General features: G+C 60.2%; 25 protein-coding genes. 16 read left to right on the forward strand and 9 right to left on the reverse strand.

The window, feature by feature from the left end; translation table 11 throughout:
* A partial coding sequence (locus tag FJ398_07560) for an IS630 family transposase (protein MBM3837811.1) occupies nt 1-118 on the reverse strand: 118 nt, incomplete at its 3' end.
* A gap of 57 nt (nt 119-175) precedes the next feature.
* On the opposite strand from FJ398_07560, the gene FJ398_07565 reads away from it, so the two are divergent.
* Both FJ398_07565 and FJ398_07570 read left to right on the forward strand, forming a co-directional pair.
* Nucleotides 176-415, forward strand: a complete 240-nt coding sequence (locus FJ398_07565; GenBank protein ID MBM3837812.1) for an Arc family DNA-binding protein — start codon at nt 176-178, stop codon at nt 413-415.
* Nucleotides 412-810, forward strand: a complete 399-nt coding sequence (locus FJ398_07570; protein ID MBM3837813.1) for a type II toxin-antitoxin system VapC family toxin — start codon at nt 412-414, stop codon at nt 808-810. The genes FJ398_07565 and FJ398_07570 overlap by 4 nt, the downstream gene beginning before the upstream one ends.
* A gap of 12 nt (nt 811-822) precedes the next feature.
* Here the strand turns inward: FJ398_07570 and FJ398_07575 are convergent, their stop codons facing one another.
* Nucleotides 823-1,647, reverse strand: coding sequence for a hypothetical protein (locus FJ398_07575; GenBank protein ID MBM3837814.1), 825 nt, complete (start codon nt 1,645-1,647; stop codon nt 823-825).
* A 362-nt stretch (nt 1,648-2,009) separates the two neighbouring features.
* Here FJ398_07575 and FJ398_07580 point away from each other — a divergent pair, with 362 nt between their 5' ends.
* The 8 genes from FJ398_07580 (at nt 2,010) to FJ398_07615 (ending at nt 7,935) form a co-directional block, all read left to right on the forward strand.
* On the forward strand, nt 2,010-2,534 hold the full coding sequence (locus tag FJ398_07580) for a DUF192 domain-containing protein (protein MBM3837815.1): 525 nt from the start codon (nt 2,010-2,012) through the stop codon (nt 2,532-2,534).
* A 2-nt stretch (nt 2,535-2,536) separates the two neighbouring features.
* The gene (gene hemL / locus FJ398_07585) at nt 2,537-3,820 is read left to right on the forward strand and encodes a glutamate-1-semialdehyde-2,1-aminomutase (GenBank protein MBM3837816.1); all 1,284 of its coding nucleotides are present in this window, start codon (nt 2,537-2,539) and stop codon (nt 3,818-3,820) included.
* 108 nt (nt 3,821-3,928) lie between these two features.
* On the forward strand, nt 3,929-4,447 hold the full coding sequence (locus FJ398_07590; protein MBM3837817.1) for a Uma2 family endonuclease: 519 nt from the start codon (nt 3,929-3,931) through the stop codon (nt 4,445-4,447).
* A gap of 15 nt (nt 4,448-4,462) precedes the next feature.
* Nucleotides 4,463-4,882 (forward strand): Holliday junction resolvase RuvX, encoded by a 420-nt coding sequence (ruvX, locus tag FJ398_07595; GenBank protein MBM3837818.1) that lies wholly within the window; start codon nt 4,463-4,465, stop codon nt 4,880-4,882.
* A 260-nt stretch (nt 4,883-5,142) separates the two neighbouring features.
* Nucleotides 5,143-5,916, forward strand: coding sequence for a tRNA pseudouridine(38-40) synthase TruA (truA, locus tag FJ398_07600; protein MBM3837819.1), 774 nt, complete (start codon nt 5,143-5,145; stop codon nt 5,914-5,916).
* 8 nt (nt 5,917-5,924) lie between these two features.
* A complete protein-coding gene (trmL, locus tag FJ398_07605; protein MBM3837820.1) occupies nt 5,925-6,392 on the forward strand; it encodes a tRNA (uridine(34)/cytosine(34)/5-carboxymethylaminomethyluridine(34)-2'-O)-methyltransferase TrmL in 468 nt (155 codons plus the stop codon).
* Nucleotides 6,393-6,684: 292 nt separating this feature from the next.
* On the forward strand, nt 6,685-7,254 hold the full coding sequence (locus tag FJ398_07610; GenBank protein MBM3837821.1) for a hypothetical protein: 570 nt from the start codon (nt 6,685-6,687) through the stop codon (nt 7,252-7,254).
* Between the two features lie 267 nt (nt 7,255-7,521).
* The gene (locus FJ398_07615) at nt 7,522-7,935 is read left to right on the forward strand and encodes a hypothetical protein (GenBank protein ID MBM3837822.1); all 414 of its coding nucleotides are present in this window, start codon (nt 7,522-7,524) and stop codon (nt 7,933-7,935) included.
* 5 nt (nt 7,936-7,940) lie between these two features.
* Here the strand turns inward: FJ398_07615 and FJ398_07620 are convergent, their stop codons facing one another.
* Complete coding sequence (locus FJ398_07620; protein ID MBM3837823.1) at nt 7,941-8,393, reverse strand: hypothetical protein; 453 nt, start codon at nt 8,391-8,393, stop codon at nt 7,941-7,943.
* A 229-nt stretch (nt 8,394-8,622) separates the two neighbouring features.
* On the opposite strand from FJ398_07620, the gene FJ398_07625 reads away from it, so the two are divergent.
* Nucleotides 8,623-9,618, forward strand: coding sequence for an SMP-30/gluconolactonase/LRE family protein (locus FJ398_07625; protein MBM3837824.1), 996 nt, complete (start codon nt 8,623-8,625; stop codon nt 9,616-9,618).
* Nucleotides 9,619-9,687: 69 nt separating this feature from the next.
* Here FJ398_07625 and recQ read toward each other — a convergent pair whose 3' ends face one another.
* Nucleotides 9,688-11,877 carry a DNA helicase RecQ gene (recQ, locus tag FJ398_07630; GenBank protein MBM3837825.1) on the reverse strand — a complete coding sequence of 730 codons (2,190 nt, stop codon included), beginning with the start codon at nt 11,875-11,877 and terminating at the stop codon, nt 9,688-9,690.
* Nucleotides 11,878-11,967: 90 nt separating this feature from the next.
* Here recQ and FJ398_07635 point away from each other — a divergent pair, with 90 nt between their 5' ends.
* The 3 genes from FJ398_07635 to nadA are packed head-to-tail and all read left to right on the forward strand — an operon-like array spanning nt 11,968 to nt 15,428.
* Nucleotides 11,968-13,596 (forward strand): bifunctional UDP-3-O-[3-hydroxymyristoyl] N-acetylglucosamine deacetylase/3-hydroxyacyl-ACP dehydratase, encoded by a 1,629-nt coding sequence (locus tag FJ398_07635; GenBank protein ID MBM3837826.1) that lies wholly within the window; start codon nt 11,968-11,970, stop codon nt 13,594-13,596.
* A 5-nt stretch (nt 13,597-13,601) separates the two neighbouring features.
* Complete coding sequence (lpxA, locus tag FJ398_07640) at nt 13,602-14,369, forward strand: acyl-ACP--UDP-N-acetylglucosamine O-acyltransferase (GenBank protein MBM3837827.1); 768 nt, start codon at nt 13,602-13,604, stop codon at nt 14,367-14,369.
* Between the two features lie 57 nt (nt 14,370-14,426).
* Nucleotides 14,427-15,428, forward strand: a complete 1,002-nt coding sequence (nadA, locus tag FJ398_07645; protein MBM3837828.1) for a quinolinate synthase NadA — start codon at nt 14,427-14,429, stop codon at nt 15,426-15,428.
* Nucleotides 15,429-15,880: 452 nt separating this feature from the next.
* Here the strand turns inward: nadA and FJ398_07650 are convergent, their stop codons facing one another.
* The 4 genes from FJ398_07650 to FJ398_07665 form a co-directional block, all read right to left on the reverse strand.
* Complete coding sequence (locus FJ398_07650; GenBank protein MBM3837829.1) at nt 15,881-16,345, reverse strand: GNAT family N-acetyltransferase; 465 nt, start codon at nt 16,343-16,345, stop codon at nt 15,881-15,883.
* Nucleotides 16,342-17,214: a PIG-L family deacetylase gene (locus tag FJ398_07655; GenBank protein MBM3837830.1), complete on the reverse strand. Its 873-nt coding sequence runs from the start codon at nt 17,212-17,214 to the stop codon at nt 16,342-16,344. Before FJ398_07655 ends, FJ398_07650 begins: the two co-directional genes overlap by 4 nt.
* A 128-nt stretch (nt 17,215-17,342) precedes the next feature.
* Entirely contained in the window at nt 17,343-18,752 is a 1,410-nt protein-coding gene (locus tag FJ398_07660; GenBank protein ID MBM3837831.1) for an ROK family protein, read from the reverse strand.
* A gap of 217 nt (nt 18,753-18,969) precedes the next feature.
* Nucleotides 18,970-20,787 (reverse strand): hypothetical protein, encoded by a 1,818-nt coding sequence (locus FJ398_07665; protein MBM3837832.1) that lies wholly within the window; start codon nt 20,785-20,787, stop codon nt 18,970-18,972.
* A gap of 269 nt (nt 20,788-21,056) precedes the next feature.
* Here FJ398_07665 and FJ398_07670 point away from each other — a divergent pair, with 269 nt between their 5' ends.
* Both FJ398_07670 and FJ398_07675 read left to right on the forward strand, forming a co-directional pair.
* Nucleotides 21,057-22,595 carry a PKD domain-containing protein gene (locus FJ398_07670; protein ID MBM3837833.1) on the forward strand — a complete coding sequence of 513 codons (1,539 nt, stop codon included), beginning with the start codon at nt 21,057-21,059 and terminating at the stop codon, nt 22,593-22,595.
* A gap of 54 nt (nt 22,596-22,649) precedes the next feature.
* Nucleotides 22,650-24,359, forward strand: coding sequence for a hypothetical protein (locus tag FJ398_07675; GenBank protein MBM3837834.1), 1,710 nt, complete (start codon nt 22,650-22,652; stop codon nt 24,357-24,359).
* 515 nt (nt 24,360-24,874) lie between these two features.
* Here FJ398_07675 and FJ398_07680 read toward each other — a convergent pair.
* Nucleotides 24,875-26,194, reverse strand: coding sequence for an L-rhamnose isomerase (locus FJ398_07680; GenBank protein ID MBM3837835.1), 1,320 nt, complete (start codon nt 26,192-26,194; stop codon nt 24,875-24,877).
* Between the last annotated feature and the right edge of the window lie 55 nt (nt 26,195-26,249).

The following is a 26,249-nucleotide window of genomic DNA, read 5'->3' on the forward strand; positions in this document are numbered from 1 at the left end:
GCGCTTGCACGCCCGGTTTCTCATCCACCGATACGGTCACCGTCCGCAGCGTGCCGGGGGGCGGCGGCGACTCGACCAGTTGGCTCACTTCCCGGTAAACGATCAGCACTTCTTTCATTTTGCGATCGATGGCTTGCTTGACAGGACATCATTTTGGTTTCAGTTTGGTGGCGCCATGAACGTAACCATCAAAGACCTGCCGGCGCGGCTCCATCGCAAGCTCAAGGCACGGGCTGACGCCAACAAGCGAAGTCTCAATTGGGAGGTCATCGACATCCTGGAAAAGGCGGTGGAACCCACGCCCGTGGATGTCGAGGCGATTTTGGCCGACATCAAGAAAATCCATGCGCGTACCAACTTGCCGCCGTTGACGGAGGAATTCCTCCGCGAAGCCAAGAATCAAGGGCGACCGTGATTGTAGTGGACACCAGCGTGATCAGTTACTTCCTGATCCCGGGCCCACTTCACGACGCGGCATGCGCCGCGGCCCGAAAAGACGAATGGTGCGCACCGATTTTGTGGAGATCGGAATTCCGCAACGTTCTGTCGATTTACGTTCGGCATCAGAGGCTGCCGATTGATGAAGCGAGAGGCTTGATGCGGCTCGCCGAGAATCTCCTCTGGGGTCGCGAGTTCACCGTGCGTTCTTCAACGGTCCTGGACTGCATCAGCCGCTCCCACCGCTCCGCCTACGATTGTGAGTTCGTCGCTCTGGCCTTGGACCTGGGCATCCCGCTCGTGACCACGGATGATCCGGTCGTGGACGAATTCCCAAACACGGCTGTCCATTTGCGCGCTTATGCGGGTTAGGGCGCGCGAACCTCAGTAATCCACTCGGACGCGGTAAAAGCGGGTTTGCCCGCGCGCTCCGGCATCAAGGAAACGCAGCATTCCGCCATTGCCGTTGGTCGTGACCAGGATTCGCCACGGAGAGGACGCGGCTTCACTGAATTCGATGTGATTCGGCCGATTGCTGATGCTCCGCCAGGACAACGCGGCGCCGCCGGGCACGGGCACGACCTGGAGTTGCAGCAGCGAAATATCGACATAGACCAGATCGTTGAACGTCGGCGTCTGAGAGAGCACCGGGAGTTCGTTCAACGGCGCTTCGAGCAGGAGCCGATAAATGCCATTGGTCGCGGAGACGTTGTTGAAGCGGTTCAAAACGTTGGTCCCACGCAAGACCCGGCCGAACACAGTGAAGCCGCCATCGACGGCGTCCAGTTCCCGATTGTCGCGCAAATTGAAAAACCATTCCGAGCTGGCCGAGTTGGTCAGGCCGGACACACGCGCCATGGCGAGCGTGCCGTAGGTGTTGCTGAACGTCCGGCCCACCCCATACTCGTTGGGAATCGCAGGCTGGCGTGACACGGCATCGATCACCGTGCGATTCGAAATCACCGCCGTATGATAACCTCCGCCCTGGACCACGAAGCCTGGCACCCAGCGATGCATGAACAGGTTGGTGTAAGCCCCGTTTCCCACGTAACGCAGGAAATTCTCGACCGTGACCGGTTTATCCTCGCGGAACAGTTCTACCTCGATGTCGCCGAGCGGCGTTCGAAATTGCGCGAGAGTGCCTGCCTGGCAGGAGGCAAAACCAGTTGACAACATCAGAAACACAATCCCACCCATGATGCAATTCATACGTAAACGATGCCGTGAATGAGCGCATCAATTCAAGCTTTGGAACCCCAGCCGGAGCGTGGCGTTTAGGCGCTTGCACCGCTTCAAGGTCCGGCGCGGCCCGAGGCTTTGGATGTGGAAGCGGCGTAAACGCCGCGCTCCGGCAGGATTTAGAGAATCGGAGGTATTCAAGGGGTGTTTCTGAGCAGCCATTCCGCCCATGAACCCGGTAGGGCGAGTCCGTCCCGGCGAGCCGCTCGACGTGCGTGGAACACGTTCGACTCGGCTCGCTGGGGACAGGCTCGCCCTACCGTCTGGTTCATGGGCAGAATGGCTGGTTTCTGAGGATTGAAAATTCAGGGCGCTTCCTCCACGCTGCGAGAGTGAAACTTCTGACGTGCCGTTGGCTCTTGATCATGATCGCTGGACTCTGGTTGGGCTGCAATCGAACCGAGCGCTTGGCCAGCGCGCCGCTGGCAGCCAGCCCGGGTGAACCCACTCAAGCCCAGGGAACTCTCCCGACCCTCAAGCTCTGGCTCGGCGCCGAAGAGATCACCGCCGAGCAAGCTCTATCATCGATTCAGATTCAGACTGGATTGATGTTTCGCAAGGAAATGCCGGAGAACCATGGAATGCTGTTCGTGTTTGACCATCCGCACCGCGCGTCGTTCTGGATGCGCAATACGGTTCTGCCGCTCACCTGCGCCTATATCGACCCCGACGGAGTCATCCTGGAGATTCGCGACATGAAGCCACTCGATGAGGCCGCCATTCAAGCGGCGTCGGATCGGGTGCAGTTCGTGTTGGAAATGAACCAGGGCTGGTTTTCACGCCACAAGGTCTCCGCCGGAATGGTCGTGCGCACGGAGCGCGGCTCGCTTCAGGAAACTTATTTCGGAGGCAAATGAGTATCTCGCGCGCTAAATCCGAACGATTGTTTGCCGAGGCGTTGAAACACATTCCGGGAGGAGTCAACTCGCCCGTGCGAGCGTTCCGCGCCGTCGGCGGCCAGCCTTTTTTTGTGACGCGCGCCCGAGGCGCCCGGGTCTTCGATATCGATGAAAATCAATACATCGATTACGTCGGCACGTGGGGCCCAGCTATCCTGGGCCACGCCCATCCGAAGATTATTCGGGCCGTTCAACAAGCGGCCGAACAGGGCACCAGTTTCGGCATTCCCAATCCGCTCGAAGTGCAGATGGCAAAACTGATTTGTTCCGCCGTGCCGAGCGTTGAAAAAGTGCGTATGTGCAATTCAGGCACGGAAGCCACGATGTCGGCGATCCGCCTGGCGCGCGGTTTCACCCGGCGGAACAAGATCGTCAAATTTGAGGGCTGTTATCACGGCCACGCGGATTCATTGCTCGTGAAGGCTGGATCGGGCGCGCTCACGTTCGGACACCCCGACAGCGCCGGTGTGCCTGAGGCATTCACGCAGCACACGATCGTTTTGCCGTTCAACGACGCCGATGCCGTGCGGCAAGCCTTCGCGGCGAATCCTCGCGATATCGCCGCCGTCATTCTCGAAGCGGTTCCGGGAAACGCGGGCCTCTATCTCCCGAAACCAGGCTACCTGGAGTCGCTGCGCCAAATCACTTTGGAAAACGGCGCGCTGCTGATTTTCGACGAAGTGATGACGGGCTTCCGGCTGGCCTGGGGCGGCGCGCAACAACGGTTTGGAATCACGCCTGACCTGTCCTGCTTTGGAAAGATCATTGGCGGCGGCTTGCCAGTGGGGGCGTTCGGAGGCCGCACCGAGGTCATGGATTGCCTGGCGCCGTTGGGGCCCGTGTATCAAGCAGGCACGCTCAGCGGCAATCCGGTGGCCATGGCCGCGGGAATCGCGGCGCTGGAGGAGATCAAGTCCGGCGACGCTTATGAAAAGCTGGAAAAACTGGGAGCCGCCCTCGAAACCGGGCTGGCTGAGGCCGCGAAAATGGCGCGGGTGCCCGTGCAATTCAACCGTTGCGGCTCGATGTTCTGCGCTTACTTCACCGGTGAGCCCGTGCACAACCTGGCCGACGCCCTGAAGAGCGACCGGGCGCGGTTCGCGAAGTTTTTCCACGGCATGCTGGCCGGGGGCATCTATCTCGCGCCGTCGCAGTTCGAGGCGGGGTTCATTTCGTTGGCGCACAGTCCCGAAGAGATTGATGCGACTGTGACAGCAGCGGCAAAGGCCTTGGCGGTCCTTTGACGGTTCAGGCGTTGTGGCGCTGCCCTTGCGAGCGGATTGAAGATTGAATAAGCTTTCGCCGTGCCTGTAGAAACGATCCATCGGTTCACCGTTGAAGAATACCATCGAATGGGCGACACCGGCGGCTTGGGTCCCGAGACGCGTGTTGAACTTCTCGACGGGCAGATCATCGATATGATGCCCATTGGTCCATTTCATGGAGGTGTGAGCAAACGCCTGATCCGCCTTTTCGCCCGGCTTTCGCGGGAGCGCTGGGTGGTTGCCGCCCAGGATCCGGTGCGGTTGGACGAGCATTCGGAACCGCAGCCGGACTGGATGCTTCTGAAGCCTGCCGCGGACGATTACACCCGGCGTCATCCCGGGCCCGACGATGTATATCTTTTGATAGAGGTATCTGACAGCTCTGTGGTCTATGACCGCACAAGAAAGCTCCCTGCTTATGGCCGTGCAGGCATTCAGGAAGTTTGGATCATCAATCTTCCAGAGCAAACCATGGAAGTGTACCGTGAACCGCATTACGTTGGTTATGCGTCGAAGCAGGTGTTGCGCATTGGAGATGAAGCAAGGCCGCTGGCATTCCCGGATGTCGCCATCGAAGTCCGGTCTCTTCTGCAGCAAGCCGTTTGATCCGGGACGTTCGCCATGCGCATCCTTGCTCTGGACCACGGCACCAAACGCGTCGGCGTCGCCGTCAGCGATGAACTGAAAATGCTCGCGCATCCGCTGGAGTTCATTCCCGCGGAGCCCTTCGCCGCCTTTCTGGCTCGCCTGAAAGAAATCCTTCGCGAGAAACAGGTCGAATTGATCCTGGTCGGAATGCCGCGGAACATGGACGGCAGTTACGGGCCGGCCGCGTTGAAAGTTCAGAATTTCGTGGCGGCGCTGAGGCAGGCCGTCACCACTCCCATCCGGACGCTCGATGAAAGACTCACCTCCGTGCAGGCGAATCGATTTTTGGCCGAAGCCGAAGTTCGAGGCCGCGCGCGCAAAGAGAAGGTAGATAAGATGGCGGCGGCAATTCTTTTGCAGAGTTACCTGGACAGCCTGTCGGGTGGGGGATGAATCACGCAGGCGTCAACTCCTGACAACAGCGCGGAAACCTCGATAGACGTCCGTTCGTTTAACAGGAGCAAACAGAGGCAACGGAGTCGCGCTCCCCATTCATTCTCAGTTGACTCCGTTGCCTCCTGTTAAGGTGTTTCGGTTCTGGGCGAACACCACGCTCAACACGACGGCTTCGCAAGCCCCGTTTCCGCAGTCCAAAACGAGTCCAAAACCTGCCGACGTGACGAACGGTCTTCAAAGCCGTAAAGTCTCGCTCCGTGGACTCGGTTAAATTCAAGCTGACCATTGCGTACGACGGCACGGATTACGCCGGCTGGCAAGTGCAGCACACTGGCATCGGTGTGCAACAGCGCATCGAGGAAGCCTTGCGGAAGCTCTTTCCCGGTGTTCGGCATATTCACAGTTCCAGCCGGACGGATACCGGTGTGCACGCGCTTGGCATGGTCGCGCACGTCGAGATTTCCAAAGCCGAGTTCAAAATGCCGGTGGCGAAGCTTCCGCTGGCCATCAACGCCCATTTGCCACACGACATCCGCGTCATGGCGGCCACACGCTGCCGAAGCGATTTTCACGCCCGCTTCGACGCAACGGGCAAACAATACCGCTACTTCGTCTGGACTCATCACTTTATGAACCCTCTCCTTCGCCACCAGGCGTGGCTCGTGCACTACAAGCTGGACCTGGCCGCCATGCGGGCCGCCGCGCGCCATTTGTTGGGCAAGCATGACTTCGCCTCGTTCGCCGGAACGCGAAATTATGAAATGGATTCGACCGTCCGCACGTTGACACGCTGCGACCTCCTCAAACGCGGGGCGCTCCTGACGTTCATTATCGAAGGCGACGGTTTTCTGTACAAAATGTGCCGCAGCATCGTCGGCACGCTCGTGCAGGTGGGCCGGGGAAAATTCAGTCCGGGTGAGGTCAAACAAATGCTCGCCCGAAAAGACCGGCGCGCTGCCGGGATGACCGCGCCGGCGCACGGCCTGGTTTTGTGGAAAGTGATCTACGAACGGAAACCTGATCGAAGCTGACCGTGGAAATGAACATCGTCTTGATCGAACCCGAGATCCCGCCGAACACCGGCAACATCGCGCGCCTTTGCGCCGCCACAAAAACGCGGCTGCATCTGATCGAACCGTTCGGATTCAAGCTCGACGACCGTCAACTGAAGCGCGCCGGCATGGATTACTGGCAGCACGTCGAATGGCATCGCTGGCCCAGTTGGACCCACTTCGTCAACCAGGTTTCCGCGTCTTCCCGCCTTTGGTTCATCGAGTCTCAAGGCCCGCGCCCCTATGCCGACGCGCGCTACGGTCCCGACGACTATCTGGTATTCGGACGAGAGACGGCGGGCCTGCCGAAAGAACTGCTTGCGCAGCATCGCGAAACCTGGTTGCGCATCCCGATGTTCAACCCCAAGGCCCGGAGTTTGAATCTTTCCAACTGCGTCGCGCTGGTCTTGTACGAGGCCTTGCGGCAACATGATTTCCAGGGCGAAATCGAATAGCAGCATCGCGGCAATTCTCATTCTGCCGGCATGGGGACCATGAAGCCGTAGCCGACGACGTGAGGAGGCGGATTTCCGGGTTAACCAAAACCTGGCGTTCCATAAACTTTACGGCGGACTTGGCGTAATTCTTGGGCCGGCCAAGCCGCCGCACAACTATTCTGGGTCCCTGCAGGCGTGGGATCCGATCAAGCAGAAGTCTGCATGGTCCATTCCGCAGGATCACAACTGGAATGCGGGAACCCTCTGCACGGCGGGGAACCTGGTCTTTCAAGGACGCCCCGATGGAAAGTTGATCGCCTATAGTGCCACCACGGGAAAGACCGTTTGGACGGTCGATTTGGGCCTGGGAATTTCGGCGCCGCCGATCACCTATCGCCTGAATGGCCGTCAGTACTTGGCGCTGCTCGTAGGCTGGGGCGGTGCGGCGGCGGGATTGGGACAGGGCCTTGAGGGCTGGGCCTATGGCGTGCATCGGCGCCGTCTGGTGGGCTTCTCGTTGGAAGGAAAGGCAGAACTCCCCAAGCAGCCCGCTCCGTATTTCCCCAAGCCGATTGTGATTCCAGGCTACAAGATTGACCCGGCGCTGGCCGAGAAGGGTGGTTCCATCTGGGGCCTCTGTGGATCCTGTCACGGCGGGGGAATGATTGCCGGCGGCATGGCGCCGGATCTGCGCGCGTCCGGAGTTCCGCTCGCCGCGCCGGTATTCGAGCAGGTGGTGCGCGGTGGCGCCAAGGTCAATCGCGGCATGCCCTCCTATCCAAACCTGACCGACGAAGACTTGCTGGCGCTTCAGCACTACATCCGAAAGAAAGCTCACGAGCCCGAAACCACGGCTCGACCCGCGTCCGGAGGCCAGTAGCCTGGATCGCATCGTCAATTGACGGACGTTTTTCCCACAAAGCCAATTACTAGACATGGCCTGTCCAGAAACGTGACAGGGCTGGATCCTCCGTCGTCCTCGCGCCAATCGGTTGACGGATTGGAAATGCTTCCGCGGTTTCGGGTTGGCCTCACACGGCGCTAATCTGGACGCGATTTCGCGAAGAGTCCGGCCCGAGGTTCCAGCTTCCTGAATTCGCAAACCGTCCCGGCAAGTTTGGCATCTCGCCTGCTTGAGCATACTGACATGGCGACCTCAGCAGAACTTGATGAGCTGGTCCAGTGCGTGCGCAGAGTTTTGCCGGCACAACGGCAGTTCACCCGCCTGGAACAAAACCTCCCCGCAGGAATCGTCGAAGTGACCTGGCATTCGCGGAACTTCGCCGTGACCCCGAGGCTGGAAGTTGTCGAACTCAAAGGGCGGACTCTGGTTTGCACCGGCGCTTCGATGCTGCTGCAAACGGCGCTTCGGACCAAGGAGCGAAACAACCGGATGCTCAGCGCGCTGATTGAGACGCTGCGCATGGCTGAGGACAGTATGCGGTTTAACCCGGAAAGAGGATTCGCCTTGCTTGAGGACGTTAAAGATACCTTGCTGAAATCGTCGGGAGGCGCCAGGGTCAGCAAGCCCAAGGAATCGGAGGCCGTCGCCGCCAGTTAACTCGTTCAAGATTCAATAGAGGATGGCGAAACGGCCGTCTGGCTTGGCGATCGCCGCGGCGAAACTCCAAACCGGAATCCCATCCTTCCTGGCTTGCTCCGACAGGGTTGCCCTTCCCGGTCGAAAAGTTGCCAGGCGAGCGCTCCGCCTTTTTGCCATCCGGTTCCTTCCGTCCACACCAAAAGGGTTTCTCCTTTCGCGTTGCTGACCACGACTGGATGTTTGCGCTTGCCCTTTCCCGGAGGCGCGAAGACTTGCGTAACCTGGGAACTCCCGGACGCGACGCGAGCGCAGTACACCTGGCCCTCCGTTTCCCAGGCGGCGAGGGTCGCCATGGGGCCCTCGAAGAACGAAGCGCTGCTCATCGGGCAGGCGGGAATGATCCAGCGATGCGTGTGGGCAGTCTCGAACGATTCGCTGCGATCGTTGGAAATCAGGAGAACCTCGTCGCGATTCACTTGGCTGGATGCCGTTCTCCGGCACCCGCATCAAATCAATCGACGGTGCAGCGACGGCGGACGAGGGGATCGACAGCAGGGCCATTGCGACCAAGGGTAAGACCGAGGCGAGTGATTTCATTCGCGTGGCTCGACTTTAGTGACGCTTCCTTTGCCCTCAAGGTCCGCAAGATTCAGCTTGGTTATTCACGGGCAAGGTGTATGGACCTTTCCCATCAAATCCAATCTTATGAGTTTCTCCAGAATGCCCATTCTCGCACTCTGCTTTCCACTTTTCGTTGCCTGGCTTTGGGCGCAAGACGATCAACCTCTGCCGCGTGGGGCCAAGCCCAGGAACGAGGGCGTCACCGGCGCGGGCGAGGGGCCGGCGTGGGATCGCAAAGGGAATCTTTACTTCACGGGCGGAAATCGCATTACGCGCTTCGATTCCGCCGGTCAGACGCACACTTTTCGCAGCCCATCCGGCGGGGCGAACGGCTTGCTCTTCGATTTCCAGGGTCGATTGGTGACGTGCGAGGCGGGTAATCGCCGCGTCACGCGAACCGAAGCCGACGGAACGATCACGGTGCTTGCGGATAACGACGGCGGCAAACGGTTCAATTCGCCCAATGACCTGACCATCGACTCCAAGGGCCGCATCTATTTTACCGATCCGCGTTATGGGAAACGCGACAGCATGGAAATTCGGGACGACCAGGGGAACCTGGTCGAAGGCGTCTATCGGATCGATGCGCCTGGCAAGGTCGCGCGCATCATCACGCACGAAGTCGATCGGCCGAACGGGATTCTGGTCTCGCCCGGCGATCAATACCTATACGTCGCGGACAATAACAACAACACGGTAGGCGGCGCACGCAAGCTCTGGCGCTTCGATCTCAAAGCCGCCGGCAGCATTGATCCGAAAAGCCGGCGGTTGATTTTCGACTGGGAAACCGGCCGCGGCCCGGACGGTCTGAAAATGGACCGGAAAGGACGTCTTTATGTGGCCGGCGGCTTGAATGTCGCGAATCCTCCTTCCGAAACGGCGGACAAGTTCAAAGGCGGCGTCTATATCCTGTCGCCCGAAGGCAAGCTGCTGGATTTTGCGCCGATTCCAAAGGATGAGGTGACGAACTGCGCCTTCGGTGGCGGAGATCTGAAAACTCTCTACATCACGGCTGGGGGAACGCTCTGGAGCATCCCGGTGAACACCGCAGGCTGGAGTCTGTCCGGCGCTAATCAGTGATCAGTAATCAGTGCTCAGTAAAGGGGAGGCGATGGAATTCCTCCAGGGACATTTTCTCCCGGCGGCTTTTCACAACGGCTCCCGCGTTTCAACGCCTCCGGTTACGGCGCTTCTCGCCGTCTGTCTCGCCGCGCGGAAGATCCGCAATTGGCCATGCGTGTACTTGCCGCCCAGGAATTCCACCGCGCCGCTCAAATTCCCGAAGCCGAAGCGGGCGAACGCCGCTTCGATCTCGCGCCGCGCGTTTTCGTCCAGCAAGCGGTTCAGCTCAACCATCTGGCCGGCCTCGACGGCTTCACACAAGTGTCCGTAGATCGTGCTTTCCTTGAGCCCGCGCATGCGGGCGATGTCTTCGACCGAACGGCCTTGCCGGAACGACTGCAGCGTCGCGAAAACCGTCTCCGTGAGTCTCGAACGCGTCGGCGCCGGCGGTTCAGAGAAAGAATCGTCCGCGAAGATTTGTCGCGGATTCAACTGCAAGTGCGCCGTGATTTCCGCCATGAAGACCTCGCCGAATTCGCGGAGCTTCTTCTCGCCCACACCGCTGATCCGGCTGAACTCGGCCTCGGTCTGCGGATAAAACCGCCCCATCTGGCGGAGGGCGACGTCGGAGAAAACGATGTAAGGCGGCATGCCCAGTTCATCGGCGAGCTTTTTGCGCAATTGGCGCAGGCGTTCGAACAATGCTTCATCGCAAGTGATGTCGCCAAAGCGATGCTTCTCCGGTTCGGGCGCGGTCACGGGACGCGTGAGCGGAATCTTTTGTCGCGATTTGAGCACGGCGCGCCCGGTCTCGGTCAGTTCGACAATGTTGAACTTGTCGGCATTCTGATGGAGGTAACCGAGGCGGACGAGCTCGCGGCCAATGGCTGCCCATTCGGCACGGTTGTGTTCCCGGCCGATGCCGTAAGTCGAAAGCGTGGTGTGACCCCACTTGCGAGTCTTTTCCGTATCCGCGCCGCTGAGCACTTCCACGATGTGCTGGATGCCGACGCCGAACCCGCTTTGTTCCCGAACGCGATAAACGCACGACAAGAATTTCTGGGCTGCCAGGGTGCCGTCCCAGGTTTCGCGCGGGGCGAGGCAGTTGTCGCAGGCACCGCAGTTGACCTGGGCAAAAACCTCACCAAAGTATCCCAGCAAAAACGCCCGGCGGCACGTGGCGCACTCGGCATAATGGACCATCTGCTCCAATTGGGCGCGCGCAATCTCGCGTTCTTTCGGATCGGGCTTCTCATCGATGAACCGGCCATACTTGATGCGGTCGCCCGGACTGAAGAGCAGCAAGCATTCGCTGGGCAAACCGTCCCGGCCCGCGCGGCCCGTCTCCTGATAGTAGCTTTCGATGTTCTTGGGCAGGTCGTAGTGAACGACGAAGCGGACGTTGGGCTTATTGATGCCCATCCCAAACGCAATCGTGGCGCAGACCACGCGCACTTCATCCCGAAGAAAGGCTTCCTGGTTGCGCGTGCGATCCTCCGATTCCATGCCCGCGTGATAAGGGGCGGCGCGAATGCCGTCCGCATTGAGCTTCTCCGCCAGGCTGTCGGCGGTCTTCCGCGCCTGGCAATAAATGATGCCGCTGTCGTGCGGACGCGACCGGACGAAATCGAGCACCTGTTGATACGCGCCGGTTTTGGCGGAAACGCGGTAGGAGAGGTTCGGGCGATTGAAACTCGCGATGTAGCACCCGGGCGAGCGAAGATGAAGCTGGACGACAATATCCCGGCGCACTCGCTCCGTCGCGGTGGCGGTCAGCGCCAGCACGGGAATCTCCGGAAACTGGCCGCGCAACGAGGAGAGCTGACGGTATTCGGGGCGGAAGTCATGCCCCCATTCGCTGATGCAATGCGCTTCGTCGATGGCGAAAAGGCTGACGTTCCACTGTTTCAAATCCTCCAGGAATCCCGCCAGCGTCAATCGTTCCGGCGCAACGTAGAGCAGCCGGTATTCGCCGTTGTGAAGGCCGCGCAGGCGCGGTCGCGATTCACCCGCCGCGAGCGAAGAATTCAGAAAGGTCGCGGCCACTCCCGCAGCTTCGAGCGAGTCCACTTGATCTTTCATCAAAGCGATCAGCGGAGACACCACCACCACGAGTCCGGGGCGCACCAGAGCCGGCAACTGGAAACAGAGCGATTTGCCTCCGCCCGTGGGCAGCACGGCGAACACGTCCTTGCCCGCGAGAACGTCGCGAATGATTTCTTCTTGCAGCGGGCGGAAGGAAGTGAAGCCGAAGTATTGCTTCAGCAGCGCGCGCACGTCGTTGGATTCACCTCTCACGGCCGGATTTTTAGCAAAGCCGGACCTGTTTGTGAACTGAGAATCGCATCTGTCCAGATTGCTCCGCGGATGATTCAAGAATCGAGCCAAAGGAGCGCGGGCAGCCTGCCCGCGAGTTTTTCAAGAATCTCGCCATCGCATCGCCCGGGCAAGCTGCCCGCGCTCCTTCTTGAATCAGCCGTCCGATTTCGCTTTTCCAAGAAACCCCTCTCTCCAACTCTCTCCCCACTCGTTCCTCGCAGGGAGAGAGGGGGGCCAATCGAATCGCGACTGACCGACACGCGTAATCGCACCTGCGCCGCGCCGCTGCTTGCCAAGCGCGCGGCCGGCCTGTTTAATGGCGCTGTGTCACATCAGCAGACCTTAGGCAAACCCGTCAGTTTCTCCGGCGTGGGCCTGCATAGCGGCAACCGGGTGAGCGCGACGTTTCTGCCGGCGTCGCCCAACACGGGGATTCGTTTCCGCCGGGTTGACCTGGAAGGCAAACCAGAACTGGAAGCGCGCGTGGAGAACGTCTGCGACACGACCCGCTCCACCACGCTGGGCCGGGGCAACCTGCGCGTTCACACCGTCGAACACGTCCTGGCCACGTTCGCCGGATTCCAGATCGACAACGCCATCGTCGAACTGGATTCCAATGAACCGCCCGTCGGCGACGGCAGCGCGCAGCCGTATTGTCAAATGGTGGAGAAATCCGGGGTCGTCCCGCAGAGCGAGCCGCGCGAACCGTACCGCGTGGGCGAGCCCCTCGAAGTCCGAAACGGCGACACGACGATTTCCGTGTTTCCCGGCGACGGATTGAAGATCAGTTGCACGAGCGCGGACAAACACGGGCGTTTCACACAATTCTTTTCGGCCGAAATCTCCCCGGAAACCTGGAAGCGCGATCTGGCGCCGGCGCGCACTTTTTGTTTCTACGAGGAAATCGAGTTCTTGATCAAAAATGGGTTGATCAAAGGCGGCAGCCTGGAAAACGCGGTCGTCATTCGCGACGACGCGGTCCTCACCGCGGAGCCGTTGCGTTTTCCCGACGAATTCGTGCGCCACAAGATTCTGGATATTCTGGGCGACCTGACCCTCGTCGGGCGGCCGGTGTTGGGGCACGTCATCGCCGTCAAACCCAGCCACACCGCGAATTGCGAATTGGCTCGCCGCATTGAGGCGCAAATGCGCAAGCCGCTCGTCAAGGCGCAGGCTTTTGTCCCGCCTCCTCTGGCCAAATCCACTCCGGCTCCGGCGTCGAATGCGGCGGCTGCAGCGCGCGAACCAGTGGCGGTGGACATCCTGGACCTGATCAAGATTCTGCCTCACCGGTATCCGTTTCTCATGGTGGATCGGGTGTTGAAAATCGAAGGGAACAAACTCACGGCCCTCAAGAACGTCACGATCAGCGAGCCTTACTTTCAGGGCCATTTCCCGAATCATCCGGTCATGCCGGGGGTGCTGCAACTGGAAGCGATCGCCCAGGCCTCCGGTATTCTGATGCTCAAACAGGCCGAGAACTTCGGAAAGATCGCCTACTTCATGTCGGCCGAGAACGTGAAGTGGCGCAAGCCTGTCCGCCCCGGAGACCAGCTCATCATCGAAGTCGAACTCACCAAATCGCGCGGCAAGATCGGCCGCGCCCGGGGCGCCTGCTCCGTCGAAGGCGAAGTGGTCAGCGAAGCGGAAGTCACCTTCATGCTGATGGAAAAATGATTCGAATGGTTCACCCCACCGCGATCATTCATCCGAAAGCTCAGCTTGCCCCGAACTGCGAAATCGGCCCCTACTGCGTCATCGGCGAGCATGTCGTGCTCGGGGAGGGTTGCCGGTTGCACTCCCACGTCGTGATCGACGGCCACACGACCCTGGGCCGCGCCAACGAGGTTTTTCCCTTTGCGAGTCTCGGCCTGCAGACGCAGGACCTCAAATGGAAAGGCGGCATTACGCGCACGCAGATTGGGGACGAAAACACGTTCCGCGAATACGTCACGATCCACAGTGCCACCGGTGACGGCGAAGTCACGGTCGTCGGTTCACACAATCACATCCTCGCTTACAGCCACATCGCTCACAATGTGATCCTGGGAAACCACATCATCATGTCCAACGTCGCCACGCTGGCCGGCCATGTGACCGTGGAAGATCACGCTGTAATCGGCGGTCTGGCCGCGGTCCACCAATTCTGCCGGATCGGAAAGATGGCGATCATCGGAGGTTGTTCCAAAGTCGTGCAGGACGTGCCGCCGTTCATGTTGGCCGATGGCAACCCGGCGGAGACGCGCACCATTAACAAGGTCGGCCTGGAGCGCAACGGGGTCTCCGACGAAGCGCAGGCGGCGTTGAAGCAGGCGTTCAAAATCCTCTTCCGCGACGGACTGACTGTGTCGAACGCCCTGGATCGGATCGAAGCGGAATTGCCGCCGCTGCCGGAGATCCTGCACCTGGTTCGTTTCGCCCGATCGAGCGAGCGCGGACTCAGCAAGTGAATTGGTTCCTCGATCCGAGCGTTGCAGCAGCACGCGGCTCAGGTTAAGCTTTGAGCCATGATTGACTTAACCGAGATTCAACCGCGCGGGGTGGATCGCTTTGAAACGCGTCGGCCGGCGCCCCCGGCGAAGCTGGATGCGCTGTCCAAGGAAATCCTCGCGCTCAAGAAAAAGCTCAACGCCGTCATTCTGGCCCACAATTATCAGGTCCCGGAGATTCAGGACGTGGCGGATTTTGTGGGCGACTCCCTCGGACTCTCCCAGCAAGCCGCCAAAACGAGCGCGGAAGTCATCGTGTTTTGCGGCGTTCACTTCATGGCCGAGACCGCCAAGATTCTCAATCCGGGCAAGGTCGTCGTGCTGCCAGACAAAGACGCCGGTTGTTCGCTCGAAGAAAGCTGTCCCGCGCCCAGACTCAAAGCGTTGCAGGAAACGAATCCGAATTTCTGGACCATCGCCTACATCAACTGCAGCGCCGAAGTCAAGGCGCTCAGCGATGTCATTTGCACGAGCGGCAACGCGGTCAAGATCGTCAACGCCGCGCCGAAGGATCGCGACCTTCTCTTCGTGCCCGACGAAAATCTCGGCGCGTGGGTGATGGAGAAGACCGGCCGTCCGATGACGCTCTGGCGCGGCAATTGTTACGTGCACGTCGAGTGGACGCACGCGAGCATCGTGCGCATTCGCGCCGAGCATCCGGGCGCGCCGCTCGTTGCGCATCCGGAATGCACGCGCGCCGTCCGCATGCTGGCGGACGAGGTTTGTTCGACCGAGAAAATGGTGGGCTATTGCCGCCAAAGCCCGGCCAAAGCCATTATCATCGCCACCGAGGCCGGGATGCTGCATCGGCTCAAGAAAGAATGTCCGGAGAAGGAGTTCATCGCCGCGCCCACGGACAATTGCCGCTGCAACGAGTGCCGCTTCATGAAGCTGAACTCGCTGGAGAAGCTCTACGACTGCATGGCCAACCTTGAGCCACGGGTGGAATTGAGCGCGGAGACGCTCCAGCGCGCCCGCCTGCCGATCGAACGCATGTTGGAAATCTCGGCAAGGCCATAGGCCGCGACCTTCGCGACCGGACTCGTTACAGCGTTACAAGGTTAAATCGGAGAACTTGCGCCCGTGCAGAAACCATGGTCGTGGATGAGGACGTGATCGAAGCATTGACATCCGATCTCTAAGAGCGTGTCCGAAAATTGCGCGGGGTCCTGCGGCGAGGGATTTTGGCTGTGGCCAAGGCGGCGAGGTCCGAGCATCCCCAACGCGGGCTGTAAGGACCGAGCCAACGCAGGCCACGGACAAAAGACCCGCCGCCCGGAGGGTTTTCGCGCCAAAGGCCGCCTGGCTTCGTTGCTCCTCAGTCGAAGATCCAGGGAGGATATTCTCCTTCGTCGCGCCTCGCCATCCGGCCTTTGGCGCGAAAACAGGACCCCGCGGAATTTTCGGACACGCTCTAATCCGTGTGATCCGTGAAATCCGTGGTTATTGGGTTGCGGCTCGACGCGCGGTGTTCATTCGCGGTTGAACTCAGCGCCGCGCTTTTCGAAGGTCAAACAATGCTCTGTGAAACCGAGTTTCTGCCAGAAGGCTCTCGCGGCTTGATTGTGGTAGAGCACGTCCAACAAGACGCGGGCGTTTGGCGGGAAAACTTCCGTGAGGAGCAACCGCACCGCCTCGCGGCCAATCCCCTTCCGTCGCAGCGGCCGTTGGACAAAGAAGTGCCGCAGAAATATGAACCGATCCGTCGGGGAACGCTCACCGACGCAATAAAGCGCATAGGCGACGAGGTCCTGGCCCTCCTCGAAAATGACTGCGCGATGTTCACCCTGGAGCCAGGTTCGCATACGGTCCGCCAGTTGCTGCCGCGTCAGATCGTTCGGATGCCCCTCGTCCTGCATGAGCTGTTCGTTGAGGGCAGCCAGTAAATCGAGGTCCGCCAAAGTGGCCAGGCGGCAGGTCATTCGCTTGGTGTTCATGACCCCCTGGTTCGAGCAAAGAGCGGATCTGGATTCAAAGCGGAGGGAATGATCTTTCCGCCGTCGAACACATTCTCCAGCCGGCCTTGGCCCCAACGTCGCAGACGGTAAAGCGTGGCGAAGGCGAAGTCCGGCGCCGCTTCGCCCTGGCCGCCGACCAATTCGCTCCCGCGTCGCACGTTGTCCTGCATCCAGGCCGGCAGGAACAGGTGAAATGGATTGCGCGTCACTTCACCAACGTGAAACGAAGTCCCCGTGACCATGTCCGCGACGTCCTCCGGGTTTGATTCCACCATGAGGTTCGGCGTCGCCATGGCGCCCCAGAATTCCGTCTCGACCGTGAAGCAACTGAATTCAGGGGCCAGGCTTCTCAGCGCGTCCATGACAAGCCAGTGAGTGCCGATGTGCGTGCTGTTCCAGTCCTGTTCGTGAGGGAAGAAAACAATTCTTGGGCGATTGTCCGAGAGGATTTGCGCGATGGTCCGCACGGAGTCCGCCCAGAAGTCCGGCTCCTGCGAACGAGTTTTCGCGTTCACCTTTTCGAGTCCGTTCGCGCGAGTCTGGATCAGTCCATACCCCAGGTACTCGCACGCCCCTTGCAGTTCTTTGAAACGCGCGGCTTGCCGTTCCTTGTTGCTCCCTTGAGTCACGGCGACGTTGAGGACGCGCATACGCGCCTGGCGGAGCAAGCGGAGCGGCAATCCGCCGATGATGCATTCGTCGTCGGGATGCGGGGAGAAGATCAGCACGGTGGGAGCATCCGCCGACAACGCCAGGCGGGGAGTGTCGCGGCGACTCCCATGCGGCAGCGATTTCCCTTCCTGCAAGAGCCGGACATAATCAGCCGCGAACCTTTGATACGGATTCATAGGAAGCTTGTATTTTTCTTTTCCGGCATTCTGAGCGGTGACGGCTCAAGCCGGGATTGACCTGGGTCAGAGGAATTGTGGCGGCGTCGATCGCAGGCCGTGTCTGAATGCGGGTTTCTCGATCGAACTCATAGTCCCTGGAACAAACCAGGCAAGCTCGCCGCCGCGATTGCCTGGCCGTGGCGTTTCTCTTTCTCGTCCGGCGAATGGAGCGTGATCTTCTCGGACAACTCCGGCGCCTCGGAACTCAGAACTTCCCGGGCACCGGCTGTAATCACATCGCCTCCAACCCCGGAAGTCACCCGTCCCAGAATGAGCACGTGGTGGAAGTCGTAGAACTCGGTGTAATGCAAAATCGCGTACCCGAGATAAGCGGCGATGGTTTGAAAAATCTTCGTCGCGCGATCGTCGCCGCCCCGCATCAATTCCTGAACGTGCTTAAGCTTTTCCGGCAGGGGAAGCGCCCAATCCATCTCGATGCCGGCGGCGGGCAGCAATCGCCCTACGCATTGCTGGGAAAAGTATTGGACGCCACAACCCGCGTCGCCGGACCATTCATCGACCGCAGCGTGAGGGTTGTAATCGACCGGAGCGAACGCCAGTTCATTCAGCCAGGTGGTGATATTGCCGCTCGGATTGACGTAACCACCCGCCATGCTCGTGCCCATCGCAATGCCGAGCACACCGTTCTTTTCCAGCGCCATCGAACCCGCCAGCGCCGTCACTTCGCCGTCGTTGGCGACCTCGAACGGAATCCCGCCCCACGCTTTCCTCATCTCCAGAAACAGGTCCTTCACCCTGGAATTGAAAAGAGCCAAAGGCACTCCTCGGAAAAGCGACGCGACTTTGATCCGGTTGTTCACGATCACCCCCGCCGAACTGCCGCCAATCGCATCGACTCTGGGCAAATGCCGCGCCGCCAGTTTGAGCGACTCCATGATTTGATCGAAGTGCCACTGTGGGTCGGCCTGCGGAACCGGATTCCAGATGGTTTCCTCGCTGAAGACGCATTGGCCGTCGATCACCGCCGCAACCTTGCGATCACTGCCGCCCAGGTCAAACCCGATGCGGCAGCCTTTCAAATACCGGCCCAAAGGTTTGCTGGTGGACCGGGCGGGCGGAAGTTGTGGCGTGTGCACAATCTCAAAAGGGCGCTCATAGACGCGCTCGCCCATGATACTCGCATCGAAGCGACCGGTCGGCGTTTCGGCGTAATGTTTGCGGAGTTGTTCGGCCAGGAGCTTCGGGCCGTCGAAATGGATGCGAAATCCGCCGCGCGACCAGAGAAGGAATTTCACCAGACGTTCAAGGTGAGTGAAATTCGCGCTCGCGCCTGGGTCATGCTCCGGAAGAATGCTGGTCGAATGATGGAAGATCGAACCGTCGGTTTGCTCCACCGCGAGAGAGACGCGGATCGGACTCTTGGAAGCGCTGGCCTGGGCCGCGAACGCTCGGTTCCAGAGGAACGCAGGTCGAAAGTCCGGATCCAGGGTTGGGATTACTTGCGGGCGAACCAGGAGCGCACGGTCACTTGCCATGGCGCTTCTATACCATGCGGGCCGCGACGCCAGCAAGGGGCAGCTAATGGGCGCTGCTTAGTAGCGCAGACTTGCAGTCTGCCGCATCGCCGATTTGCAGTCGGCAGCGCGCCGACGAGTCCGAGGCACCGGAACTTGCCGCCACGCCGCAGAATGCAATTCTGCGATACAGCAGGTTGCAAATCTGCGCTACAAGGCGAGAACTCTGTCTCGCCCGTCAATCCTTCAAAACGAATTTCCCTTTCCAATCGACTCGATAGCCCTGGCAATGGGTCAGGAGCGTGGACGCAAGCTCGACGGAATCTCCCGCCTCGAATCCGTCTTTCCCGAACCATTTCGCCGGCAATTCGACGGCGGCGATATTGCGCACGTCAAGGTTCACGCCGGAGAGATTGACGATGCGCACGCCGCGCTCGTTGATGATCGGTTCGACACCCGCGCCGATCCGGGCCCGGATGGTTTTTCGAGACCGCCCCGCGGTGATCGACCATTCGGCGCGATCGTTCTTCGGCACGGTTTTGCTTCGGTAAAAGGCGTCCTCGACAATGTCGTGCGAATAGAGCCCGAGATAAATCGCCTGTTTGCTCCAGCACACGTAAAGATCGGCCAAGGGGAATTCTGAAGCGGGTTTGACAAAGCCGCGCTCGCGATCCCAGTGCTGCAACGCGAGCGTTGGCTGGAGCGGCTCGAAAGGACTCGGAGGCGCAGGCGGCACGCCTTGCGAAGCGTCGGAACGTGTCCGGGCAGGCAGGCTCCTTAAGGCGATCGGATCAATCCCGTCCGCCGCGGAGGTGAGTTCTTCGTAAGGCTGGTCGTGAATATCGACCAGGCCGAAGTTGAAGTTCTCGCCGTCGCCGCGGCCATGCGTTGGCTCGTCAAAGTATTGGAACCAGTCCGCGCCGATCACGTAAGGGATCCTGAGCAAGGCCTGGAGCGTGCGCTGAAAACCCGCGGCGCGTTCCTTCTGCGTGGCGACAACCGGGAAAACGCCGTGATTATTCTTGTTGCCGGTCCGGTTTTCCATGGCGGCCATGTAAAATTCGCTGATGAGAATCGGCTTGCGGGTCAGGGCGTGGAGGGTTTCCAGATAAAACCGAGCGAAAGTGCCGTCGCTCCAACTGGCGTTCAGGTTGCTGGAAATAGCATCCACGTACGGCGCTGCCGCGCGGGCCACTTCGGGATAGTAGAAAGATTGGTAGCGTTCTCCCAGAATCAGCGCGCGTTGGTCGTATTTGCGAATGATCTCGTGGACCAGCGCATAGTAACGCTCGGCCAGCAAACCGAGGAACTGGCGCATCGTCCGGATGCCTTTGCCTCCCGGACGGAGGTAGAGCATGCCGCGCTGTTCCAGTTCCAACCAACGGTTCGCGCCTTCCGGCTCGAAGTCTTTCAGTAATTCAGACCACCGGTTGCGATACGTCTGGCGCAGGAAATCCAGGAGCCGGCGGCGTTGGCCGCTTGTGGGCGCTTGCTCGAGCGTCATCTTGAACAGCGTGGCGTTCCACCAACCCATTTCGTTGTCGCTGTAGTATCCGAAAAGCCGCGGATCATCGCGCAACGCCAGGATTTGCTCCCGCGCCACCTCGTCCATGCGGTCGGTGATTTTCGGGTCCCACATGTCCCACCACGGAGCGCCCGCCGTCGATCCGATGTGCAGCACGGGCGCGAACATGACATCCGGGTCGCGGCATTGCTTGAGCGCATCGAAGTCGCTCCAGCCGCCAATGGTGTTGAAGCCCCAGGATTTGAGCCGCTTCAGCGTGGCTTCGGCCCACTGGTTGGAGTCGGCGTAGTGTTGCCACGCCGCGTAGCCGGGATTATCGGGATCGAAATCCTTGCGAGTGGCTCCCATGCCGACGCAGCACACGCCGAGCGGGAACGTGCGGGAACCGTCCGGTTTGATCAGCCAAAAGACTCCGTTTTGCCTTTGAATGGAAAAGGAGCGACCGGACAGGAGATTTTCCGGCAGAATCTGCGGATTCCCCGAGGAAACGCTGGCCGCCGCCGGATCGTCATGCGTCCTGGCCGGTGACATGACCGGGACATACGAAAGAATGAGCGCAACGGACAGAACGGGTGAGATCCAGGAGAGCCAGCATCTCTGAGCCGGATGGACCGGACCGTGAACTGGATTAGCCGCTGGCATCGACGAACGAGCGTTGTCCATAGAATCAATATTCCTCAGGACAAAGCAATCTTTGTTCGCGTAAACGCAGCCCAGTCTTGGGTGCAGCGACGACGACAGGTGTCGCTCAGTAATTTTGGGATTACCATTCAGTCGGAATTCGCCTAAGCATTCCCGTCATGAAATGTCGCGTACTCCAAACCGCCGTCGCTTCGTTTCGCATAACTCTCCTGGCCTTGCTGGCACGAGAGTCCGCCGCCGCAGATTCAGCTCTCGGAAGTACGTCGATCGTCCGTTCGGTGGACCTGAACGTGAACGAGGCGCAGGAAATCCAGATCGCTGATGGGACCAAGGCCCAGATCAAACTCCTCCGCCTGGACGAAGCCCGCGACGCCTTTCGCAATGCCGTCCGCCAGGCGCGCGTCACCGTCGAACTCAACGGGCAATCCCTGGTGTTAACTTCGGCAACGTACAACCTGCCGGTAACGTTCGCGGGCGTCCAAATCGATTGTCCGATCACCAAAGGTTACGTCGGGAACAGCAGCCAGGGCAACGCGTGGGGATTGGTCAAGGACGCGCGGCTGCGGCTTTGGCCGGCGGGTTCGCCCTGGATTGAGCCGGGCACATTTGCTTATCCGCTCAAGCAACGCTGGTTTGCCAGCAACACACAAATGGCCAACGAGCCCACGTTCGTCGATGGCGGCGAGGCCCCCGGCGCCAAGAACGTCTATTACCACTACGGACTCGATTTTGGCGGAGCGGAAGGATTGATCGACGTCGTGGCGGCGACGCATGGGAGAGTGATTTCTTCCGGCAAAGAGATTCTGCCTGGCTACGAGGACAGCCCGGCGAAACCGCGCTACGACGTTGTCTATCTGCTCGACGAACGCGGCTGGTACTATCGCTACAGCCATCTCTACTCCATCGATCCCGCCGTCCGGCCCGGATCCCAGATCGCCATCGGCCAAAAGATCGGCGTGCTGGGCAAGGAAGGTGGCAGCGGCGGTTGGTCGCATCTCCATTTCGACATCACGAGCCGCCAACCGTCCGGTCTTTGGGGAATCCAGGAGGGTTACGCCTTTGTTTGGGAGGCGTACCAGCGACAATACGCGCCGAGAATCATTGCTGTGGCGCGGCCGCATCACTTCGTGGGCGTGGGCCAGAAAGTCCTTCTCGACGGTTCAAAATCCTGGAGCGCTTCAGGCCGAATCGCTCGGCATGACTGGACTTTCTCCGACGGAATGACTGCCCGCGGTTCCACCGTCGAGCGCACGTACTCCCGGCCAGGTTTCTACAGTGAAATTCTGAAAGTCACCGACGCACGCGGCGAAGTGGGCTGCGATTTCGCGTACGTCGATGTCATTGACCCGGCTGGGCCCGACCAATTGCCTCCGAGCATTCACGCCGTCTATGCTCCGACGTTCGGCATCCGGCCGGGCGACCCCGTGACGTTCAAGGTGCGAACATTCAAAACGACCTTCGGCCACGAAACGTGGGACTTCGGCGATGGCACCGCAAAAGTCACGGCCAAATCGGACGGCAACGTCCAGAGCCTGGCCAAGGACGGCTACGCCGTGACGGAACATCGGTTCGCGAAACCGGGTCATTACCTCGTGAGCGTCGAGCGAACGAACGAACGCGGCCACAAAGCCACCGCTCGCCTGCACGTGACTGTTGAGGCCGAAGACAAAGGAGCGGCGAAACAGGGCAACGGCTGAATCGGGGGAAATTGCGTGATCTGAACCCGGCTTGCTGGTCAAACTAACGCCAGCATGACGTTTCTGCCCATCGTCGATCGGGAATTGCGGGTTTTGGCCCGCCGGCGAGAAACCTATTCCATTCGCGTCCGCATCGCGCTCGCCGCGGCCATCGGCGGAATCGGCGCCATGGTGGCCTACAATTACTTTGGCGGCGCGTGGACAGGTTTTTCCATGTTTCAAGGGCTGACGGAGATTCTATTCGCGCTCTGCATGTTCGGCGGCGCTCACGTCGCGCATGATTGTTTGAGCGAAGAAAAGCGCGAGGGAACGCTGGGCTTACTATTCCTCACGAACCTGACCGGCCTTGACGTGGTTCTCGGAAAACTCGTTTCGCGATCCATCGGTGTGGTGTGCGCATTCCTGGTCGGCATCCCGGTGCTGGTCCTGTTGATTCCTTTGGGTAAGGCGCAGCCTTCCGCAGTCGCGCGAGTGTCGCTGGCCCTGGCGAATACGCTTTTCTTCTCGTTGAGCGTGGCTTTGTTGGTCTCCTCTCTTAGCCGGAAGCAAAGCCGCGCCAGGACCGGCGCACTGATCGTGATTTTGTGGTCGTGGTTCATCATGCCGGAAGCCGCGCAATGGCTGATTAGAAAAGGGTTCCCCGAAGTCTTTTACCTGCCGTTGCAGTATCTGAGTCCCAAAACCACCTTTCTGCGGGCGGGGATTCCGCCCTTGGGACCCCTGGGGAATTCATTTTGGATGTCGCTTCTTTGGACCCACGCGCTGTCGTGGGGATTGGTGGTCCTTGCCGGAATGATCTTGAGCCGCGTGTGGCAGGACAAAGCGAGCGGACCCGCCGGCGCCAGTTGGCGCGAACGATTCCAGCAATGGTGCTACGGGAACGCAGAAGTCCGGAGCGCGCTCCGAAAGCGGTTGTTGAGTCGGAACCCAATCCTCTGGCTCATGGCGCGCGACCGCTTGAAGCGGCTGTGGTTCTGGCTTTTCCTGGCTGTCGTCGCCGGGTTCGGCGTGAGTGTGGTGACCGCGAATCCGATTGTGCTGATTACCCCTGGTTTCGTTTCGACGCTCATCATTTGCGCCTCGCTAGTGGTCAAGCTGTGGATCGGTTCGGAAGCCAGCCGGGGGTTCGCCGAGGAAAAATGGGCCGGGACTCTGGAGTGGCTGCTTTGCACACCGCTCAGCGCGCGCGAGATTCTCCGAGGGCAATGGCTCGCGTTGCGCTGGCAATTCCTCGGGCCGCTTTGTTTCCTGCTGGCGGCGCAAATCGGCGTCGCGGTGTTTGGCTTGCACACGGGTGAGTTCAGGCAGGACGCGGACAGAATTCTCTGGATCTGGGGATGCCTCGGCTATGTTGGGACCTGGGCACTGGATCTGTGGGCGCTCGGCTGGACCGGCATGTGGTCGGGGATGTCTGCGAAGAATCCGCGCGTCGCGCGCGGAGGCGCGGCGGTCCGCATCGTGGTCATTCCGGGATTGGTTTTCTATGCTGCTATGGTCTCGCAAGCGCTCTGGACCGCGTTCGGAACGAACAACAATGGGCCGTCGCTGGCCTTGAACATGATTCTATGGTGCGGGCTGGGCATTGCGAATTCGCTCTTCTGGGGACTCTGGTCGCGGCGGCGATTGTATAAGAGGATGCGAGCGGCGGCGGCGGAACGATTTTCCACTGAAGATTCCGAGCGGCGCCGTTGGACCTTGCGGTTTCTGAAGAAGGAAGCCGCGCCACTTCCCGCGATGCTGCGCGAGCGGGGCCTCCGTGGCTGAGGTCGGGAAATGCAGCAGTTCTGCCCATGCACCTGGTAGGGCGAATCCGTCCCGGCGAGCCGCTCGGCGTGCGTGGAACACGCGCAGACCGGCTCGCTGGGGACAGGCTCGCCCTACCGTCAGGTTCATGGGCGGAATCGCTCAGGTAATGGCTGATTGCTCGCGAGTGATTTCACGCAACCGTAAATCGGGGTGCCTCGACCCAGGCGCTGCGAGAGCATGGCGAAGGTGTGGCAGCGGGTTTTGATGTTTGTAAGTCCACGCCAAACCGAAGCCCGCCCGCCACACCTTTTCTTTTTCCACCCACAGCGCGCTTGCCAATGTGTAGAGCCATGGAGAGGTGGAGTGGTGTGGGATCATGGGAAGCTTCCTTGGTCTGATGACCATGCTCACGCCCCATGAACCAGGTAGGGCGAGTCCGTCCCGGCGAGCCGCTCGACGTGCCTGGACCACGTCCGACTCGGCTCGCTGGGGACAGGCTCGCCCTACCGTCAGGTTCAGGGGAAGCTTTCTGGTTACACCCCCCTTTCGTGTCTTTCGTGGGCCGAAACTTCGCCTCGCTTGCTCAACACCTCGCGCTCGTAGCGTTTCACTTCGGCCAGCCACGCGTTGCTCACCGGAACGCCTTGGGTTTCGCAGTAGTAATCCCAGATCGCTCCCACCGGCAACGCCTTGGCCTCCTCCAGCAAAGCCAGGCGCGCCGTGAAGTCGCCTGAGATTTCGGCGTCGCGGATGGCGGGCGGTTCCAGCAGCGCCACCAGAAGGGCGCGCAGCAGGTTGCGCGCACCGACGATCCAGGCGGCGATGCGGTTGATGCTGGCATCGAAGTAATCAAGACCGATGTGGACGCGCGTGAGGTAGCCGTTGGCGACGATTTCACGCGCGATGGCCTGGAGGTCATCGGTGAACGTAACCACGTGATCGCTGTCCCACCGGATGCCGCGGCTCACGTGCAGCAGTATTTCCGGCAAGAACTGGAGCACGCTCGTGAGCTTATCCGAGATCGTTTCTGTCGGATGGTAATGTCCGGCGTCCAGGCAAAGCAGTTTGCGGCGCGTGATCGCGTAGCCGAGGTAGAATTCGTGCGAGCCAACCACGTAACTTTCGCTGCCAAGCCCGAAGAGTTTCGGTTCGACGGCGTCGAGGTTGTGCTTTGGGGAAATGGGGCTTTCGAAAATGGCGTCGAGAGATTCGGCCAGGCGCTCGCGCGGACCGGAGCGATCCGCGGGCGTGTCTTTCATCCCATCGGGAATCCAGATGTTGGTGACGCAAGGCGAGCCCAGGGCTTTTCCCATCGCGGCGCCGATTTCGCGGCAACGAGTACCGTGCTCGATCCAGAAACCCCGGATGTCTTTGTCGCGGTGCGAGAGCGTGAAACCGTCGGCGGCATTCGGGTGGGCAAAATACGTCGGATTGAAGTCGAGTCCCAGGCGGCGCTGACGCGCCCAATCAATCCAGTTCCTGAAATGCGCCGGCTCAATTTCGTCGCGGTCCACGCGCCGGCCGCCAAACTCGCCGTAGCAGGCATGGAGATTCAAACGATGCCGGCCAGGAATGAGCGAGAAAGCTTTGTCCAGGTCGGCGCGCAACTCGTCGGGAGATCGCGCTTTCCCCGGATAATCGCCCGTCACAGCCAGGCCGCCGCCCAGGTCGCTTCCCGATTTCTCGAACCCACCGACGTCATCGCCTTGCCAGCAGTGCAGCGAAATGGGGATCGTGGCAAGGGTCTTGAGCGCACGGCGAACGTCCACGCTCATCGCGGCGTAGCGCTCGCTCGCGAGCCTGAAGGCCGAATCAATCCGGCGTGCCGTGGCTGCCTTGGATGAAGTTTGCATTTCAGTCAACCGGGAAATAGCGGTTAAGGTGGACTCCTGCCGAGCCAATGCCATC

The organism is Verrucomicrobiota bacterium (genome assembly GCA_016871535.1).
Classification (GTDB): domain Bacteria; phylum Verrucomicrobiota; class Verrucomicrobiia; order Limisphaerales; family SIBE01; genus VHCZ01.

Coding starts and splice junctions, on each gene's coding strand:
- FJ398_07635 (MBM3837826.1), top strand. CDS start 11,968: ATGATTCAAGAATCGAGCCAAAGGAGCGCGGGCAGCCTGCCCGCGAGT.
- FJ398_07675 (MBM3837834.1), top strand. CDS start 22,650: ATGACGTTTCTGCCCATCGTCGATCGGGAATTGCGGGTTTTGGCCCGC.
- FJ398_07565 (MBM3837812.1), top strand. CDS start 176: ATGAACGTAACCATCAAAGACCTGCCGGCGCGGCTCCATCGCAAGCTC.
- FJ398_07660 (MBM3837831.1), bottom strand. CDS start 18,752: ATGGCAAGTGACCGTGCGCTCCTGGTTCGCCCGCAAGTAATCCCAACC.
- FJ398_07655 (MBM3837830.1), bottom strand. CDS start 17,214: ATGAATCCGTATCAAAGGTTCGCGGCTGATTATGTCCGGCTCTTGCAG.
- FJ398_07650 (MBM3837829.1), bottom strand. CDS start 16,345: ATGAACACCAAGCGAATGACCTGCCGCCTGGCCACTTTGGCGGACCTC.
- FJ398_07680 (MBM3837835.1), bottom strand. CDS start 26,194: ATGCAAACTTCATCCAAGGCAGCCACGGCACGCCGGATTGATTCGGCC.
- FJ398_07625 (MBM3837824.1), top strand. CDS start 8,623: ATGAGTTTCTCCAGAATGCCCATTCTCGCACTCTGCTTTCCACTTTTC.
- FJ398_07670 (MBM3837833.1), top strand. CDS start 21,057: ATGAAATGTCGCGTACTCCAAACCGCCGTCGCTTCGTTTCGCATAACT.
- trmL (MBM3837820.1), top strand. CDS start 5,925: ATGAACATCGTCTTGATCGAACCCGAGATCCCGCCGAACACCGGCAAC.
- ruvX (MBM3837818.1), top strand. CDS start 4,463: ATGCGCATCCTTGCTCTGGACCACGGCACCAAACGCGTCGGCGTCGCC.
- FJ398_07665 (MBM3837832.1), bottom strand. CDS start 20,787: ATGTCACCGGCCAGGACGCATGACGATCCGGCGGCGGCCAGCGTTTCC.
- FJ398_07615 (MBM3837822.1), top strand. CDS start 7,522: ATGGCGACCTCAGCAGAACTTGATGAGCTGGTCCAGTGCGTGCGCAGA.
- FJ398_07590 (MBM3837817.1), top strand. CDS start 3,929: ATGGGCGACACCGGCGGCTTGGGTCCCGAGACGCGTGTTGAACTTCTC.
- nadA (MBM3837828.1), top strand. CDS start 14,427: ATGATTGACTTAACCGAGATTCAACCGCGCGGGGTGGATCGCTTTGAA.
- FJ398_07575 (MBM3837814.1), bottom strand. CDS start 1,647: ATGAATTGCATCATGGGTGGGATTGTGTTTCTGATGTTGTCAACTGGT.
- lpxA (MBM3837827.1), top strand. CDS start 13,602: ATGGTTCACCCCACCGCGATCATTCATCCGAAAGCTCAGCTTGCCCCG.